This is a genomic window from Rhizobium sp. X9 (assembly GCF_018873185.1).
Classification (GTDB): Bacteria; Pseudomonadota; Alphaproteobacteria; order Rhizobiales; family Rhizobiaceae; genus Agrobacterium; species Agrobacterium oryzihabitans.
On sequence record NZ_CP071311.1, the window covers coordinates 2,804,866 to 2,822,383 of the forward strand.

Annotated in this window: 14 protein-coding genes; 3 read left to right on the forward strand and 11 right to left on the reverse strand. The window is 56.8% G+C overall.

Annotated features, from left to right (window positions below; translation table 11 throughout):
- Window positions 1-3: 3 nt before the first annotated feature.
- Window positions 4-1,569 (reverse strand): sugar ABC transporter ATP-binding protein, encoded by a 1,566-nt coding sequence (locus tag JZY08_RS13490; protein ID WP_216330424.1) that lies wholly within the window; start codon window positions 1,567-1,569, stop codon window positions 4-6.
- Window positions 1,570-1,826: 257 nt separating this feature from the next.
- Here JZY08_RS13490 and JZY08_RS13495 point away from each other — a divergent pair, with 257 nt between their 5' ends.
- Both JZY08_RS13495 and JZY08_RS13500 read left to right on the forward strand, forming a co-directional pair.
- Window positions 1,827-2,519 (forward strand): FadR/GntR family transcriptional regulator, encoded by a 693-nt coding sequence (locus JZY08_RS13495; protein WP_003492759.1) that lies wholly within the window; start codon window positions 1,827-1,829, stop codon window positions 2,517-2,519.
- Window positions 2,520-2,561: 42 nt separating this feature from the next.
- Window positions 2,562-4,094, forward strand: coding sequence for a UxaA family hydrolase (locus JZY08_RS13500; RefSeq protein WP_003492761.1), 1,533 nt, complete (start codon window positions 2,562-2,564; stop codon window positions 4,092-4,094).
- A gap of 138 nt (window positions 4,095-4,232) precedes the next feature.
- Here JZY08_RS13500 and purH read toward each other — a convergent pair whose 3' ends face one another.
- From purH to htpX, 4 genes are all read right to left on the reverse strand, one after another.
- Window positions 4,233-5,849: a bifunctional phosphoribosylaminoimidazolecarboxamide formyltransferase/IMP cyclohydrolase gene (purH, locus tag JZY08_RS13505; protein ID WP_216330425.1), complete on the reverse strand. Its 1,617-nt coding sequence runs from the start codon at window positions 5,847-5,849 to the stop codon at window positions 4,233-4,235.
- 155 nt (window positions 5,850-6,004) lie between these two features.
- Entirely contained in the window at window positions 6,005-7,672 is a 1,668-nt protein-coding gene (locus JZY08_RS13510; protein ID WP_216331563.1) for a heparinase II/III family protein, read from the reverse strand.
- A 124-nt stretch (window positions 7,673-7,796) separates the two neighbouring features.
- Window positions 7,797-9,182, reverse strand: a complete 1,386-nt coding sequence (locus tag JZY08_RS13515) for an RsmB/NOP family class I SAM-dependent RNA methyltransferase (protein WP_216331564.1) — start codon at window positions 9,180-9,182, stop codon at window positions 7,797-7,799.
- A complete protein-coding gene (htpX, locus tag JZY08_RS13520) occupies window positions 9,179-10,144 on the reverse strand; it encodes a zinc metalloprotease HtpX (RefSeq protein ID WP_003492769.1) in 966 nt (321 codons plus the stop codon). The genes JZY08_RS13515 and htpX overlap by 4 nt, the downstream gene beginning before the upstream one ends.
- 118 nt (window positions 10,145-10,262) lie before the next feature.
- Between htpX and JZY08_RS13525 the strand changes: the two genes are divergently transcribed.
- Complete coding sequence (locus tag JZY08_RS13525) at window positions 10,263-10,463, forward strand: DUF1674 domain-containing protein (RefSeq protein WP_003492771.1); 201 nt, start codon at window positions 10,263-10,265, stop codon at window positions 10,461-10,463.
- 60 nt (window positions 10,464-10,523) lie between these two features.
- Here JZY08_RS13525 and JZY08_RS13530 read toward each other — a convergent pair whose 3' ends face one another.
- From JZY08_RS13530 to rho, 6 genes are all read right to left on the reverse strand, one after another.
- Entirely contained in the window at window positions 10,524-11,405 is an 882-nt protein-coding gene (locus JZY08_RS13530; RefSeq protein ID WP_216330426.1) for a ParB/RepB/Spo0J family partition protein, read from the reverse strand.
- 30 nt (window positions 11,406-11,435) lie between these two features.
- Window positions 11,436-12,230 (reverse strand): ParA family protein, encoded by a 795-nt coding sequence (locus tag JZY08_RS13535; RefSeq protein ID WP_216330427.1) that lies wholly within the window; start codon window positions 12,228-12,230, stop codon window positions 11,436-11,438.
- Between the two features lie 19 nt (window positions 12,231-12,249).
- Window positions 12,250-12,867: a 16S rRNA (guanine(527)-N(7))-methyltransferase RsmG gene (rsmG, locus tag JZY08_RS13540; RefSeq protein WP_003492776.1), complete on the reverse strand. Its 618-nt coding sequence runs from the start codon at window positions 12,865-12,867 to the stop codon at window positions 12,250-12,252.
- An 11-nt stretch (window positions 12,868-12,878) separates the two neighbouring features.
- The gene (gene mnmG, locus JZY08_RS13545; RefSeq protein WP_216330428.1) at window positions 12,879-14,762 is read right to left on the reverse strand and encodes a tRNA uridine-5-carboxymethylaminomethyl(34) synthesis enzyme MnmG; all 1,884 of its coding nucleotides are present in this window, start codon (window positions 14,760-14,762) and stop codon (window positions 12,879-12,881) included.
- Window positions 14,763-14,823: 61 nt separating this feature from the next.
- Window positions 14,824-16,152, reverse strand: a complete 1,329-nt coding sequence (gene mnmE, locus JZY08_RS13550) for a tRNA uridine-5-carboxymethylaminomethyl(34) synthesis GTPase MnmE (protein WP_216330429.1) — start codon at window positions 16,150-16,152, stop codon at window positions 14,824-14,826.
- 88 nt (window positions 16,153-16,240) lie between these two features.
- Complete coding sequence (gene rho / locus JZY08_RS13555) at window positions 16,241-17,506, reverse strand: transcription termination factor Rho (RefSeq protein ID WP_003492784.1); 1,266 nt, start codon at window positions 17,504-17,506, stop codon at window positions 16,241-16,243.
- Window positions 17,507-17,518: the final 12 nt, after the last annotated feature.

Sequence of the window (17,518 nt, forward strand, 5' to 3'; positions counted from 1 at the left end):
TCCTCACTGCGCGGCCCGGCCGTAACCGGACGCATACCGCATGATTTCTTCCTGATTGGTCTTGGCGGTCTCAAGCACGCCCGTGATGCGGCCCTGGTGGAAGACGGCGATACGATCCGTCAGCCCCAGAATTTCCGGCAGTTCCGAACTGATGAGAATGACACCAATCCCCTGTGCGGCCAGTTCATCCATGATCTTGTAGATCGCAAATTTCGCGCCGACATCGATGCCGCGTGTCGGCTCATCGAAGAACAACACGCGCGACTGCCGGAACAGCCATTTGCCGATAATGATTTTCTGCTGATTGCCGCCCGAGAGCAGCCGCACCGTCTGCTCGATCGAGGGCGTGCGAATATTCAGAAGATCGACATAACGCTTAGCGACATCGTCATGTTTCTTGAAATCGATCAGTCCGAAACGGTTGGACACCTCGCCGATATTGGCAAGCGTCGTATTGGCCGCAACCGACATTTTGATCGCGAGACCATCACTCTTTCGGTCTTCCGAGAGATAGGCGATGCCTTCCCTGATGGCGTCCTGCGGTGAGTTGATCGAAAGTTCGCGCCCATTAAAAACGATCTTGCCCGCATCCAGAGGATCGGCGCCAAAGATCGCCCGCGCAACCTCGGTTCGACCCGCACCCATCAGCCCGGCAAAACCGAGAATTTCACCCCGGCGCAGCGAAAAACCGACATCGTGGAACACGCCGCTGCGTGTCAGCCCTTCCACGGAGAAGATAATGTCTTGCGTAGGATGCGAGGTGCGCTCGGGGAATTTGTCCTCGAGAGAACGTCCGACCATGCGCGTGACGATATCGTCAACGGTGATCGACGCGAAATCATCGGTCGAAATATAGCGTCCGTCGCGCAGAACCGTTACCCGGTCGACGATCTCGGCCATTTCATCGAGACGGTGGGAAATATAGACGATGCCGACGCCGGATGCCTTGAGATCACGGATGACCTTGAACAGCAGCCGGGTTTCCTGCTCGGTCAGCGAGGAGGTAGGCTCGTCCATGATGAGGACTTCAGCATCGAGAGAAAGAGCCTTGGCAATCTCCACCATCTGACATTGGGCGACCGACAGACCGCGGACGATCTGGTCCGGGTCAATATCGACGCCAAGCCGATCAAGACAGCGCTTGGCATCGAGCCGCAGCTTCTTGCGATCAACGAGGAAACCCCGCCGTGGCTCGCGGGCGAGATAGATGTTTTCGGCGACGGAGAGATGCGGAACGAGGTTGAGTTCCTGATGGATGATGGCGATGCCGGCGGCTTCGGACTCCAGCGGCGATGCATATTGCACCTTAACGTCCTTATGCAGGATCGTGCCGTCGCTCGGCTGATAGACGCCGCTGACGATTTTCATCAGCGTCGATTTTCCCGCGCCATTTTCGCCGCAGACGGCATGCACTTCGCCGCTGCGCAAATCGAAATGCACGTTCGACAGCGCCTTGACGCCCGGGAATTCCTTGCTGATGTTTTCAAGACGCAGAAGAACGGACCGCTCGTCGCGCGCCATCTCCTCAGGCGAAAAATCGCCCCGAATTGTCGATGCGCCCTGCGACATCTGGAAACCTCCCACCCGTGCTCCCCGCTCCACCGGGGTACCATGAACAGGCCAAATGGTTAGGCCGGTTTTCTGGAATGGTCAAGCCAATTTGGTCAAAATTCGGATAGGGGTTCAAGAAAGAACAAAATCATCAAGAACTAAAATCCGTAATAGTGTTGTAAATTCTTATATTTAAGTAATTCCTTGCGTATCGATACGCTTGGCGTTACGGTAAGGCCAAATGCAGATTAAAGACAGGGCTCGTTAGAAAACACATGAATGGTCAGGCCAAAATAGCGGAACCACGCAGGCTTTATCAGCAGATTGCGGACCAGATACGCGAGCTCATCGATTTGGGCGAGTTTTTGCCCGGAACGCGGCTTCCGGCGGAACGGGAACTGGCACAGAAACTCGGCGTCTCCAGACCATCCCTGCGCGAGGCGCTGATCGCACTGGAAATCGACAACACCGTCGAAATTCGCATGGGTTCCGGTGTCTATGTATCAACCGAAGCTCTGCAGACCACCCATCACACCAAGTCGCTGGGCGACAGCCCGTCTGAACTGATGCAGGCGCGGGCGGCATTGGAAGGGGCAACCATCGTTTTGGCGGCAAGCCGCATGACGGAGGAAACCATAGCCAGCCTTCGCCAGATACTGAACACCATGCAGAAGGAAATCGAGGCGGGACGCAAGCCTCTCGATCAGGACCGGCTGTTTCATGTCACCATTGCCGAACAATCCGGAAACAGCGTTCTGGCGCGGCTGGTGGCAAACCTCTTTGATGAGCGGCACAGCCCCATTTCGGCCCAGCTGCGCGTGAAATTTGAGGATCGCGACACCTGGGCCTTCGCCCTTCAGGAACACGAGGCCATTCTGGCGGCACTGGAGCTGAAAGACCCGCTGCTGGCGCAGGCCGCAATGCACATCCATCTCGAAGGCTCCAAGAGGCGCTGGGTTGATAGTTGAATCTAAAATATAGCAGGCAATATACCGGGAGGAGGAAAACCCGTGAGTGAGAATTCCGAGGCAACCATTTTGCTGAACGCCAACGACAATGTCGCGGTGGCGCGCCGGTCCATTCCGGCCGGTGGTGCGACGGGCAGGGGCGATCTGACGGCGCTTGAACTGATCGGACGCGGACACAAGGTGGCCCTGAAGCTCATCAGATCCGGAGACGAGGTCCTGAAATACGGGCAGGTAATCGGCATCGCCACACAGGATATCGAGCCTGGCCGGCACGTGCATCTGCACAATCTCGCCATGGTGCCCTCCGAACATGCGCATCAGTTCAGTGTCGATATCGAAGAAAAGGGTATGGTGCCCGAAGCCGACCGCCGGACCTTCATGGGTTATGATCGCGGTCTCGGTGGCGTCGGCACGCGCAACTACATCGGCGTGATCGCTTCGGTGAACTGTTCCGCCACGGTATCGCGCTACATCGCCGATTATTTCAACAAGCAGGGCGGCCTTGAAGGTTTCGACAATGTCGATGGTGTCGTGGCGCTGACGCATGGCGGCGGCTGCGCGCTCAACACGAAATCGGAAGGATACCGCCTTCTGATCCGCACCATTCAGGGTTATGCCCGCCATCCCAATTTCGGCGGCATTCTGCTGATCGGCCTCGGTTGCGAAACAAACCAGATCGCCCCCATCCTCGAGCACTACAAGATGGAGGAAGGCGAGCGCCTGCGCACCATGACCATCCAGCAGCATGGCGGCACGCGCAAGACGATCGACGCGGCGATTGCCGAGATCAAAGCCATGCTGCCGATGGTCAATGCCGCCCGCAGAACCGAACAACCCCTTTCAAAACTGAAAGTGGCGCTGGAATGTGGTGGCTCTGACGGCTATTCCGGCATATCGGCGAACCCGGCACTCGGTTACGCCTCCGATCTCATTGTCCGTAACGGCGGCACGACGGTTCTTTCAGAGACACCGGAAATCTACGGCGCCGAGCACCTCCTGACGAAGCGGGCCATCACACCTGCCGTTGCTGAAAAGCTGTTGCAGCGCATCGACTGGTGGCGGGATTATACCGCCCGTAATGGTGACGAACTGAACAACAACCCGTCCCACGGCAACAAGCTCGGCGGCCTGACCACCATTCTGGAAAAATCGCTGGGTGCGGTCGCCAAGGGCGGCTCCATGCCGCTGAAAGCCGTTTATGAATTTGCGGAAACCGTGACCGAACAGGGCTTCGTTTTCATGGATACGCCCGGTTACGATCCGGTTGCCGTCACCGGCCAGGTTGCCGGCGGCTGCAACGTCATCTGTTTCACCACCGGCCGCGGCTCCGTATCAGGGTTCAAGCCGGCGCCGTGCATCAAGATCGCCACCAATTCCGAAATGTATGAACACATGAAGGAAGACATGGATCTCAACTGCGGCGAGATCGTTACTGGCGCGGAAACCATTGAGGAATCCGGCAAACGAATTTTCGAGCACATTCTGGCGGTCGCGTCCGGTGATAAGACTGTCAGTGAGATTTACGACTACGGCGACAACGAATTCGTACCGTGGCAGGTAGGAGCGGTGACCTGAACCTGAGCATTCCAGTAAAACTGCGTAGCGGTTCTGCATCCGGAAAATGCGGGAAATGAAATCCGACTGTCCCACGTGAAACAAAAGGCCCGGAAATCACTTCCCGGGCCTTTTCCCATTCGAGTAGGGTATTCTCGCTCAGTGGCGGAAGTGGCGCATGCCGGTAAAGACCATCGTCACATCATGCTCATTCGCCGCGTCGATCACTTCCTGATCGCGCATGGAACCACCCGGCTGGATGACGGCGGTGGCACCTGCGGCAATCGCAGCAAGCAGACCGTCGGCGAACGGATAGAACGCTTCCGACGCCACGGCAGAGCCACGTGTCAGGGGCTCAGTGAGCCCAAGCGCCTTGGCCGCATCCTCCGCCTTCAGGGCGGCGATCCGGGCGGAATCGACCCGGCTCATCTGACCGGCGCCAATACCAGCGGTCTGGCCATCCTTGGCATAGATGACGGCGTTGGATTTCACATGCTTGGCAATCTTGAAGGCAAATTTCATGTCTTCAAGTTCCTGCGCCGTCGGCGCGCGCTTGGTGACAACCTTCAGCTCAAGATCCTCGACCATACCGTTGTCACGGCTCTGCACGAGCAGGCCACCCGAAACGGTCTTGGCCGTGATACCGGCTGCGCGCGGATCAGGCAGGCCGCCTGCAGCCAGCAGGCGAAGGTTTGGCTTGCGGGCAATGATTGCCTTGGCCTCTTCCGTAACATCGGGTGCAATGATGACCTCGGTAAAGAGCTTGACAATCTCTTCCGCCGTTTCCGCATCGAGCGTGCGGTTCAACGCAATGACACCACCGAATGCCGAAACGGAATCGCAAGCCAGCGCCCGGCGGTAAGCTTCGGCAAGCGTGGGACCGGTTGCAACGCCACAGGGGTTTGCGTGCTTGATGATGGCAACAGCCGGCGCGTTTTCCGGCAGGAACTCCGCCACAAGCTCGTAAGCCGCATCCGTGTCGTTGATGTTATTGTAGGAAAGCTGCTTGCCCTGGAGAAGCGTTGCCGTTGCAACGCCCGGACGCTTTTCGCCGGTCAGGTAGAAGCCGGCACTTTGATGCGGGTTCTCGCCATAACGCATCTTTTCCTTCAGCGCGCCGCCAATGGCCCGGTAGTCCGGCGTCTCGATGGAAAGAGCCTGGGCAAACCAGTTGGAAATCACCGCATCATAAGCGGCCGTGCGGGCATAGGCCTTGGCGGCAAATCTCTGGCGCAGCGCATAGGATGTCTGGCCGTCATCCGCCTGCAGGGCTTCAACCAGTGCCGGGTAGTCTGAAGGATCGGTGACAACAGTGACATAAGCGTGGTTCTTGGCCGAAGCGCGGATCATCGCCGGGCCGCCGATGTCGATATTCTCGACCGTTGTCGGATAATCGCCGCCCTTGGCGCGAACTTCCTCAAACGGATAAAGGTTTATGACCGAGAGATCAATCGCCTCGATACCATGCGCCTTCATGGCCTCGACATGGTCGGCATCATCACGGATGGCCAGAAGGCCGCCATGCACATTGGGATGCAAGGTCTTGACCCGGCCGTCCATGATTTCCGGAAAATTGGTTACATCGGAAACATCCGTCACCGGCAGGCCCGCCTCGGCGATGGCCTTCGCCGTACCGCCTGTCGACAGGAGCTTGACGCCAAGCTTCGACAGAACCGTCGCCAGCTCGAGGATATCCGTCTTGTCGGACACGGAAAGAAGTGCCGTGCGGATTTTGACCTTATCGGGAGCGGGGATTTTTTTGGATACGACAGCCATCAGGCATACTCCATTCAACAGGGAGGACAGGCTGGACTGGGGATTGATCCAGCAATTGCCGCCGCGTTAACACAGCTTGCCGTATTAATAAACAGCGGGGATGCGGAACGGCGAAAACTACACGCGGTTTTCGTGTGAAAACCATCCGGAGCCATCTAGGCCTTGCGTTCGATGATCCAGCGGATTTCCCGGGTATTGGCAAGGTTGAAGGGCAACTCGATCTGTTGCGAGGGCCGCATGCCGGAGGCATCGGCCATGAAGACATCCTCTGTGACGAAAAGCTCCAGCCCCGGCGCGGAGAACAGCCAGGTGGTTCCATCCGCCGCTTCAAGATAAACCGACTCCTCATCCCGCTGATGCAGCTGGATGTGAGGATGGATATGGAAACGCGATACTGCCGAAACGGATTGCAGCTGCGTCTTTATTGCATCTTCATCCGCACGCAGCAGGTCGCGGCCTTTTATCTTCGTACCCGCTGCATTCAATTCGATTTCCCGCTCGTGATAGCAGCCGAAATTCTGCAGATATCCATCATGCGATGCCCACAGCACATCATTGCCGTTTCCATCCGTTCCGCGCCTGCTATCGACCTCGCTGACACCGGAGATCATGATGGGCCCAAGCAGTCTCGATCGGGACAATTTGCAGGAAGACGTGTCCGCAAGCGTGACCGTGGAGTGGGCGGCCGTCGACCGGCTGGCCCGTTGATATTCCGGTGCGGCATTTTTCGGAAAACCGGAATTAACGATGAACCGGTTCTTGCCGCAAGACATTTCGAAGGACAGGCACCCTGAATGGGCGTTGCGTGAAAGCTCTGCCGAACTGGGATAACCCGTATCCACTATGATAACGGTATCGTCGGTGGCAAGCCGGTGGTAGTTCACGTCGGGCAGCACCTTGGAGGGCCGGCCCGCCGTTTCATCATAGCGGAGCACGGAGACGAGCTCATTGGCCAGCGTGGCTGTCGCGCCGTTGAACAGCGCGAGATCGCCTCCCTGATGCCGGAAAAACCGGATTGCCGGAAACATGCGGTCAATCGCCGGCACAAGCCCCGAGGGCAGATCGTGGCCGAGATTGATGTAGCTTTGCCGAAGCGGCAAAAGATCAAGCAGGAGATCAAGCATGACCCGCGGATTGCGCGAAACATGTCCGCCATCGGGGAGAATCTGGCGTTCCATTTCCTGAGCCAGCTTCATTCCGTGCCGGGTAATGCGGGAGAGGCGGGTAGGCATGGCAATGGAGGCCATGGCGAGCGCAATCCTGATCCTCAGCCTCGCTTCTCCGTCAGGCGCATGTTTCACGATCCTGTCGAGGTAACGCACATGAAAGGCAAGGCTTTTCAGGAAGCGGCGATAAAAGCCCGCATCTGCCTCATATAAAACGACGGGTGAATGGGAGAGCCAGGCGATCAGCCTCTGCGCCGCAATTTCCGGTGACCAGGCGGCGCCCGCAAGCCGCTTGCCATGGATGGCGATCCACTCGGCAACGATACGGCGCGCGCGCTTGCACGCCTCGCTCGATCTGTCGGAACGGATATGCCGCAGCCAGCCGAAAGCGTGCAAGCGTTCCTCAAAAACCAGCGAAGGGTAATCCACCTGAAATGGCGAGAGGCCACCGGTTTCAACGACGCGACCGGCAAGCGCTATACGGCCACGCAACAATTCCTCGGCAAAATAGGGATCGATCGCCCTCAGATCGGTAGGCGCCGCCACCAGCCCGTCGGGAACACGATTGGCAAACCGGGATACATGCAGGCGCAAAGGCGTGAGGCCGACGCACAGATGCCGATACGCCATCCGTGAAAGAAGACCGGCCGCATTCATGCTGCCTGCAAAGGACCCTAACAAGCTGTGTTTCCCGTTCACATGTTTTGTTTTTATCAGTGAACCGCGATGACCGGAACGTTATCGATAAATATCTAATGATTCGCGAGAGCTTCGCTTTTTTCTACTTCTTACGCAAGACACTGCTAAAAAACCCATCGACCCCACCGAACATATCCGGCGTCGTGCGAAGATCGCCCTCTGCGGTGATAGCAGCCTCCATCGAGGGCCAGTCCTCCTTGCGGACGGCGACACGCTCAATACCGGGGTTTTCTGCCAGAACCTGCGCAATCATCTCTTCCCCTTCAGAAGGATCGAGCGAGCAGTTGGAGAACACCACGATGCCTCCGGAATCGACCAGAGTAAGCGCATGCCGCAGCATCTGGCCCTGAAGCGTAGCAAGTTTGGCGATATCGTTTTCATCCTTCGTCCAGCAGACATCGGGATGCTTGCGCAGCGTGCCGGTTGACGAGCAGGGAGCATCAAGAAGAACGGCGTCGAAAAGCTGCTCCGGCTGGTACTTCATCATGTTGACCTCCACCGTTTCGGCGTGAAGGCCGAGCCGATCGAGATTCTCCCTGAGGCGGCGAAGACGATTGCCGGATTGGTCCAGAGCAGTCACTTTCGCACCCGCAAGCGCAAGCTGCGCGGTCTTGCCGCCTGGAGCGGCACAAAGATCGGCAACGCGCTTGCCGGACACATCGCCCATCAGCCTCACCGGCATGCTGGCAGCGAGATCCTGCACCCACCAGGCGCCATCGGCAAAGCCCTCCAGCGACGGGATCTGCCCTTCGAACTCCCCGAGACGGACGCTGCCATTCGGCATGAGCGTGCCACCCAGCTTTTCCGCCCACAGAGCCGGATCGGCCTTCACCGTAAGATCGATGGAGGACGGCGTCAGCTGTGCCTCGGAAATCCGTTCGGCAGTCTTATCACCATAGGCGGAAACCAGACGCGCATAGAACCAGTCCGGCAGTACCGGGACCTGCGCGATTGCCTGTTCGATATCAGCTTTTTCCCGACCCAGTCGCCGCAAAACGGCATTCACCAGCTTGACGAAGCGCCTGTTGCGCGGGTCGCGATGGGCCTGTTCCACAGCGAGATCCACTGCCGAATGATCCGGAACGTCGAGATAAAGCATCTGCGCTGCACCGACGACGAGAACGTGATGCAGCGAGCGGGCGCCCTGCGGCAAGGGGCCATCAAGCAGCATCGACAATGCCGCCTCGACACGCGGCAGATGTCTAAGTGCGCTGTTGACGATGGCTCTCACCAGCGCCCGGTCCGCAAGGGACAGCGCGCGGTACACCGGATTGCCATTTTCGCTGTCCAGCATTCCATCGAGCGAGGTCTTCTTTTCCAGAACGGCTGCGAGAATGCGCGTCGCGGCAACGCGTGCGGCAAGGCCCGGCTTGTCCTGGAAAGACGAAGGGCCGTCTTCGCGGCCCCCACCATTGGCCGGCCTCGGTTTTTTGGACCGCGCCGGCTTGTTCTGCGTATCGGATGTCAAGACCACGGCCCTTTTCGCTCGTTTTCATTGCCTCGCCCCGAGCCTGTGCTTGGAACCGAGCCTGATTTGCGCAGACGCTTATCATTCGACGGCGCCGGCGTCGATCCTCGCGGGGAAAACTCCTGCGCCATGGCATGCAGCGCGGCGACCCGGTTTTCCGTATTGGGATGCGTCGAGAAGAGATTGTCCATACGCTCGCCCGAGAGCGGATTGATGATGAACATATGGGCCGTTGCCGGGTTGCGCTCAGCATCGTCATTGTGAATCTGCTGCGCCATGCCGGAAATCTTCTGCAATGCGGAGGCAAGCCACAGCGGATTGCCGCAGATTTCCGCCCCGCGTCGGTCAGCCGAATATTCCCGGGTGCGGCTGATGGCCATCTGCACCAGCATCGCAGCCAGCGGCGCCACGATCATCGCGACCAGCACGCCGATGAAACCAAGTGGATTATTGTTGTTTTCGCGATTGCCACCGAACAGGAACGCGAAATTGCCCAGCATGGAGATCGCACCAGCCAATGTTGCGGTGATCGTCATTGTCAGCGTATCCCGGTTCTGCACATGCGCAAGCTCATGCGCCATCACACCGGCCACTTCCTCAGGTGTCAGACGCTCCAGCAGACCCGTGGAGGCGGCGACGGCGGCATTCTGCGGGTTTCTTCCCGTCGCAAAGGCGTTGGGCTGCGGGCTGTCGTAAATATAGACCTTAGGCATCGGCAGACCGGCATTATGCGAGAGATCGCGGATCATGTGAAAAAACTCGGGCGCATTGGCCTCATCGATCTCCCTCGCGCGATAGGCTGAGAGGACCATCTTGTCCGAATTCCAGTAGGAGAAGAGGTTCATGCCGGCAGCGATGAGGAAAGCGATCATCATGCCACCCCTGCCGCCAATCAGAAAACCGACACCCATGAACAATGCCGTCATGAAGGCCAGAAGCATTGCCGTGCGCATCATGTTCATCTGTCAAACTCTCCTCGTAATTTATCTGGGAATATTCCGGGGTTTATAAAGCGCGTTTGATTATATAATCTGGTAAACGGCAAACATATTTCAATATCCCGTCATAGGGAGGATTCTCATGCAGGATGCGGATAATGACAACGGCGCGGAGATGGCCAGGCGGCTTTCGCCTGCTGCGGAACGTGCGTTGAAGGAAGCGGAAGAACGCCGCAAACAGCAGGCGGATCTCCAATTACCGCCGGAAACCGGGGGCCGCGGCGGCGCAGAACCCGTTCGTTTCGGGGACTACGAAATAAAAGGCCGGGCTATCGACTTTTGAACACTGCAATAAAAAATACCCGCTTTTAGCGGGTATTTTTCAATAAAAACAAGTACTTGCTTATTTCTGTTCCAACAGCCGGCAGATCGCTTCCAGTTGCTCCAGTGTACGGTAGCTGATGCGTATTTGCCCGGAGCCACCCTTGTGGCTGATCTTCACGTCCAGGCCGAGAGCGTCTGACAGGCTGCGTTCCAGAGCAACCGTATCGGAATCCTTTTCGGCAACCGGGCGCTTCTCGGCAACGTCACCCTGCGACTTGATATCGTTTTGCGCCAAACGCTCGGCATCACGCACCGAGAGGCCCTTGGAGACGATGGTCTTTGCCAGAGTGGCCGGATCTGACGTCGATACAAGCGCTCGCGCGTGACCGGCGGAAAGAGAACCATCGGCCAGCATATCCCGAACCGGATCGGGAAGCTTCAGAAGCCTGAGGCTGTTTGCAACATGGCTTCGGCTTTTGCCGATAATTTCGCCCAGATCGTTCTGGGTGTAACCGTGCTCGGCGATCAGCTGTTCGTAACCCATCGCTTCTTCCAGCGGATTGAGGTCGGAACGCTGCACGTTTTCGACAATCGCCAGCTCCAGTGCCGTGCGGTCGTCGACATCACGAACGATGACAGGGACATTGGTAAAACCAGCCAGCTGCGCCGCACGCCAACGCCTTTCACCAGCGATAATCTCGTAACGGTTGACGCCAACTGTCCGCACCACCACCGGCTGAACAATTCCGTGCTGACGAATGGATGCAGCGAGATCCTGCAGCTCATTCTCATCGAAATGACGGCGCGGGTTTCTCTGGCTGCGAGCGATGAACTCGATCGGAATGGTACGATCAGCGTTGACGGCACGCTGTGGTTCGCCCACCGGCACCGGCTGATCCATTTCACCGATCAGCGCCGCAAGACCGCGTCCGAGACGACGCTTGGAAAGATCATCACTCATAAGATATTACTCCATACAGTCCGGCAAACGTCACGCGGCCTTGCGCAGACGCTCTCTCTGGATCACTTCAGACGCCAGTTGCAGATAGGCTTGGCTACCCGCACATTTCAGGTCGTAAAGAATGGCAGGCTTACCATAAGACGGCGCCTCGGAAACACGCACATTCCGCGGAATGAGAGTGTGGTAAACCTTCTCACCCAGATGCGCACGCACATCGGTCACGACCTGTTGCGCAAGATTATTGCGCGCATCGAACATCGTTAGAACGATGCCCTGAATATCGAGCTGCGGGTTGACCGAGCCACGTATCTGGCTGACGGTATCCAGCAACTGGCTGAGACCCTCCAGCGCGAAGAACTCGCATTGCAGCGGCACCAGCACGGAATGTGCGGCCGTCATGGCATTCATGGTCAGGAGATTAAACGAGGGCGGGCAGTCTACGAGGATATAGGAATAGCCTCGCGCTTCCTGCGTCTCCATGGCGGCGCGCAGAAGAAAGACACGATTGGCGACATTGGCGACCTGCATCTCGAAGCCAAGCAGATCCATCGTAGAAGGAACGATATCGAGGTTTGGAACCGCTGTCGGGACCGCAACTTCGGCAATGGTGTTATCACCTACCAGAAGATCGTAGGACGAGAGCTTACGCTCTTTACGGTCAATTCCAAGTCCTGTGCTCGCATTGCCCTGCGGATCAAGATCGATGATCAGCACGCGCTCGCCAATTGCCGCCAACGCGGTGGCCAGATTGATGGCCGTCGTCGTTTTACCCACGCCGCCCTTCTGGTTTGCAACTGCGATTATCCGGTATTTTTCAAAGCTCATGCCGCACCTGGTCAGTTCGTCAGTGCCTCAAAATGAGGTTTCTGATTTCAAGAACAACAGAATCCGCCTCAATGGCACTCTGATGTTTTATCAGATCAAACTGCCAGCGGCCATGTGCTTTCTGCACTTCGGAATCATAATCCCGGCCTTTATTAAAATAGGCCTTGAGATTTGGATTATTCCGCGCCCAGGGGTGGATGTAGTCGAACAGCAGATCCAGCTCAGCCAGCGCTCTTGCGGAAACGGCATCGCAGTTTTTAACGGATTCGGGCGCTTTTTCAATTCTGACCGGATGAACAGAGCCTCTCGCGCCGGTTTCCTTCAGCGCGATTCGCAGAAATGCAGCTTTCTTATTGTTGCTTTCAACGAGATCGACCCAGCCTTCGCCAAGCTCCGCAAGAAAAATAGCGGTGATGACGCCGGGAAATCCGCCGCCGCTACCCAGATCTATCCATTTCTGAGGGGCAGGGGAGAGCTGGAAAATCTGCGCACTGTCAGCGACGTGCCTGCTCCAAAGCTCAGTAAGAGTCGAAGGCGCCACCAGATTTGTGGTTTTATTCCACTTCTTGAAAAGCTCGACAAAATGCTCGAGCCTCTCTTGTGTTTCACGTGAAACACTCTGGCCGTTTATCTTCATAATCCGACTCGCTATTGGTGCATGCGCAGTTTTTCATTTCGCGTTGCGGAACTCTTCCGCAAAAGTGCGAGCAGCAGCGATATAGCAGCAGGTGTCATACCGTCAACACGGGCGGCCTGTGCAATGTTCTCTGGGCGCGCCTTTTCCAGCTTTTGTTTCAGCTCATTGGATAGACCGGACAAAGTCTGAAAATCGAAGTCATCGGGAATCTTCCTGTCCTCGTCGCGCTTGATATCGACAATATCCGCACTCTGGCGTTGCATGTAGACGGCGTAACTTGCCTCAATCTGCAATACCTCAGCAACCTTGTTGTCGATGGATTGCAGCTCCGGCCAATGTTCAGTCAGCGTTTCAAGAGTCATATCAGGATAGGCAAGCAGTTCATAAACCGAGCGACGTTGGCCGTCCTGATTGAGCTTCAATCCTTGCTTGGCCGCCTGAGAGGGGCTGATGGACATGCTCCTCATCAACTCCCGTCCCCGATGAAGATCGGAAAGGAAATTCGCGAAGCGCTCCTGCCGTTCACGGCCTATGATTCCGGCAACTTGACCAATGGGCGTCAATCGCAGGTCGGCATTGTCGACACGAAGCGAAAGTCGATATTCTGCTCTCGATGTGAACATGCGATAGGGCTCGCTAACACCTTTCGAGGTGAGGTCATCAATCATGACGCCAATATAGGATTCCGTGCGGCTGAAATGGATGGCATCCGCGCCGCCGGCATAATGCGACGCGTTCAGTCCGGCAACGAGACCCTGGGCGGCGGCTTCTTCATAACCTGTCGTTCCATTTATCTGCCCTGCAAGAAATAGCCCCGGAATTTTGCGGCATTCCAGAGACGGCTTAAGCTCCCTCGGATCGACATAATCATATTCGATTGCATAGCCAGGCTGGAGAATAGTCACGTTCTCAAGGCCGGGTATGGTGCGGATAAATTGCTCCTGGACAGAAGCGGGGAGAGACGTCGAAATCCCGTTCGGATAAATGGTGTGATCATCCAGGCCTTCCGGCTCCAGAAAGATCTGGTGGCCGTCGCGTTCACCGAAGCGGGTAATCTTATCCTCAATCGACGGGCAATAGCGCGGACCGACGCCTTCAATTTGCCCTGAATACATCGCCGACAGATGAATATTGTCCTGAATGATCTTGTGCCCGGCAGGCGTCGTGCGGGTCACGCCACACTCGATCTGCGGATTGACGATGCGGTCCGTCATAAAGGAAAACGGGACCGGATCCTCATCGGCAGCCTGGCGATCCACCGCGTTCCAATCGATTGTGCGCCCATCAAGGCGCGCGGGCGTGCCGGTCTTCAGCCGACCCATGGCAAGACCGAGACGGGAAAGCGTTTCGGAGAGCCCAAGAGACGGCTTTTCGCCGACGCGGCCGGCGGGAATCTTTTCGGAGCCGATATGAATAAGTCCGCGTAGAAAAGTGCCGCTAGTCAGAACAACGGCGCCACAGAGAATCCGGCTACCATTTGCCATGATAACGGCAGAAACCCGGTCACCGGCCATTTCGATATCGAAAGCATCCCCTTCAATAATCGTGAGCATGTCTATGGCATCGATTTCGCGCTGCATCGCCTCTCGGTAAAGACGCCGATCGGCCTGGGTGCGAGGCCCGCGCACGGCTGGGCCCTTTTTACGATTGAGCATACGGAACTGAATTCCCGCAGCATCAGCCACCCGACCCATCAACCCGTCCAGCGCGTCGATTTCACGAACAAGATGGCCCTTACCAAGGCCACCGATGGCCGGGTTGCAGGACATCACACCAATCGTTTCGCGCTTATGGGTAACGAGCGCGGTTTTCGCACCATGCCGGGCAGCCGCAGCTGCTGCCTCACTGCCCGCGTGACCGCCACCAATAACAATGACATCGAATGAGTGGTGCATATTCCTGCGCCTTATCCTAACCATCGGCACTACCGCGTGGGTCGCCAATGTTTCACGTGAATCATTTTCCTATGCAGAATTCCGAGAAGATCACGCCGAGCAAATCTTCCACATCCACGCGGCCCGTAATGCGTCCGAGCGAGGTCGCCGCAAGCCGCAAATATTCTGACCTGATCGCAAGGTCCATGGCTTCGGAATGGAGCGCATCACTAACATAATTCAGCGTGTCTTCAAGACGTTTTTTATGACGCGCGCGCGCCGGAACCAAAGTCTGCGCAGCGCCGGCCCGCCTTTCAATCTCCCGTTTGATCGACGAACGCAACTCGGCCAAGCCAACACCCTCCTTGGCCGAGATAGAGAGATCATAATCCGAGCCTGCATTAGAGTGGGAAACCGCCGTTTTAGTTCGGACCCGTAACCGTCTTTGATTCTCAACCGACGCGGCAAATTGTTTCGGAATCGAATCATTATCCTGCAACACCAATACGAGATCGGCAGTTTCCGCCGTCAGAACGGCACGCCTGACACCCTCCTGTTCGACCACATCCAGAGTATCCCTGATACCGGCTGTATCGAATATCCGAACCAGATAACCATCCAGATTGATGTCAACACTCAGCACGTCTCTGGTCGTGCCGGCGATATCCGTCACAATGGCGACGTCGCGACCGCTCAGAGCGTTAAGGAGAGTGGATTTACCCGCATTAGGCTCTCCAACCAACGCCACCTTGAAGCCGTCGCGAATGATTTCACTGCTTCCACCGCTCCGCAGATGACCGGCAATCTCATCTCGCAGCTGCGACACGGAATCCCAGACCTGGGACGCAACAGAATCCGGAACGTCCTCTTCATCGGCAAAGTCGAGTTCCGCCTCGATCAAGGCGCGAGCACGGGTCAACCGATTTGCCCAGCCATCATAGAGCGCCGAGAGTTTGCCTGAGCTTTGCTCGACAGCCAACCGCCTCTGCATTTCAGTTTCCGCCTGCAACAGGTCGGCAAGTCCTTCAACTTCGAGAAGGTCCATCTTGCCGTTCTCGAATGCACGACGGGAGAATTCGCCGGCATCTGCGGGCCTGAGCCCCGGAAGATTGTCGAGTTCCGTGAAAATCGAGGCCATGACAGCCCGACTGCCGTGACTGTGAATCTCCACGCAATCCTCGCCCGTGAATGAATTTGGGGCCGGGAAAATGACCGTCAGCGCCTGGTCGATAATCTCATTGTTTCGATCCCGAATCGAACCCAACGCGACTTGCCGAGGGGAGGGAAGCTCGCGGCCGGTCAACTTCAACAGAGCCTCAAAGGCTAACGGACCGCTGATCCTGATGATGGCAACACCGGCCGGCAGGGCTCCGCTCGAAAGCGCATAGATCGTATCGGTGGAAGCTGACATCACGTACCTCGTCTAAAACAGTCAAGCCGCATTCGAACTAACGAATGCGGCTTTAAATCTTGGTCGAAGAATCCGGCTAAACTCCGGATCAGGTATTCATGGACTCGAAGAAGTCCGAGTTTGTCTTGGTCTGCTTCAGCTTGTCGATGAGGAACTCGATGGCGTCCATCGTTCCCATCGGTGCCAGAATTCGACGAAGCACGAAAATCTTCTGCAGATCCTGACGCGGTACCAGCAGGTCTTCCTTACGCGTGCCGGATTTCAGGATGTCCAGAGCCGGGAAGATGCGCTTGTCGGCGACCTTGCGATCGAGCACGATTTCCGAGTTACCCGTACCCTTGAATTCTTCGAAGATCACTTCGTCCATACGGCTGCCCGTATCGATCAATGCAGTCGCGATAATCGTCAGCGAACCGCCTTCCTCGATGTTACGAGCCGCACCAAAGAAACGCTTTGGCCTCTGCAGCGCGTTAGCGTCCACACCACCGGTCAGGACCTTGCCGGAAGAGGGAACGACAGTGTTATAGGCGCGGCCGAGGCGGGTGATGGAATCGAGCAGGATGACGACGTCGCGGCCATGTTCCACAAGGCGCTTCGCCTTTTCAATGACCATTTCGGCGACCTGGACGTGGCGCACAGCCGGTTCGTCGAAGGTGGAGGAGACGACCTCACCCTTCACCGAACGCTGCATGTCGGTCACTTCTTCCGGGCGTTCGTCGATCAGGAGAACGATCAGATAACATTCCGGATGGTTCGCCGTGATGGAATGGGCGATGTTCTGCAGCAGAACCGTTTTACCGGTGCGCGGCGGCGCGACGATCAATCCGCGCTGGCCCTTGCCGAGCGGCGCGACGAGATCGATCACCCGCGAAGAGAGATCCTTCGATGTCGGAACATCGAGTTCCATCTTGAACCGCTCGTTCGGATAAAGCGGCGTCAGGTTATCGAAGTGAACCTTGTGACGGATCTTTTCAGGATCGTCGAAATTGATCGTGTTGACCTTCAGAAGCGCGAAGTAACGTTCGCCTTCCTTGGGACCACGAATAGGGCCTTCAACGGTATCGCCAGTCTTCAGCGAGAAGCGGCGGATTTGCGAGGGCGAAATATAGATGTCGTCCGGACCCGGCAGATAGTTCGCGTTTGCAGACCGCAGGAAACCAAAACCATCCTGCAGGACTTCAACGACGCCTTCGCCGATAATTTCAATGTCCTGGCTCGCGAGAACCTTGAGGATTGCGAACATAAGCTCCTGCTTGCGCATGGTGCTCGCATTTTCAACTTCCAGGGATTCAGCAAAAGTCAGCAAGTCGGTAGGCGATTTGCTCTTAAGTTCCTGAAGCTTCATTTCAGCCATGAAGGAAAGACC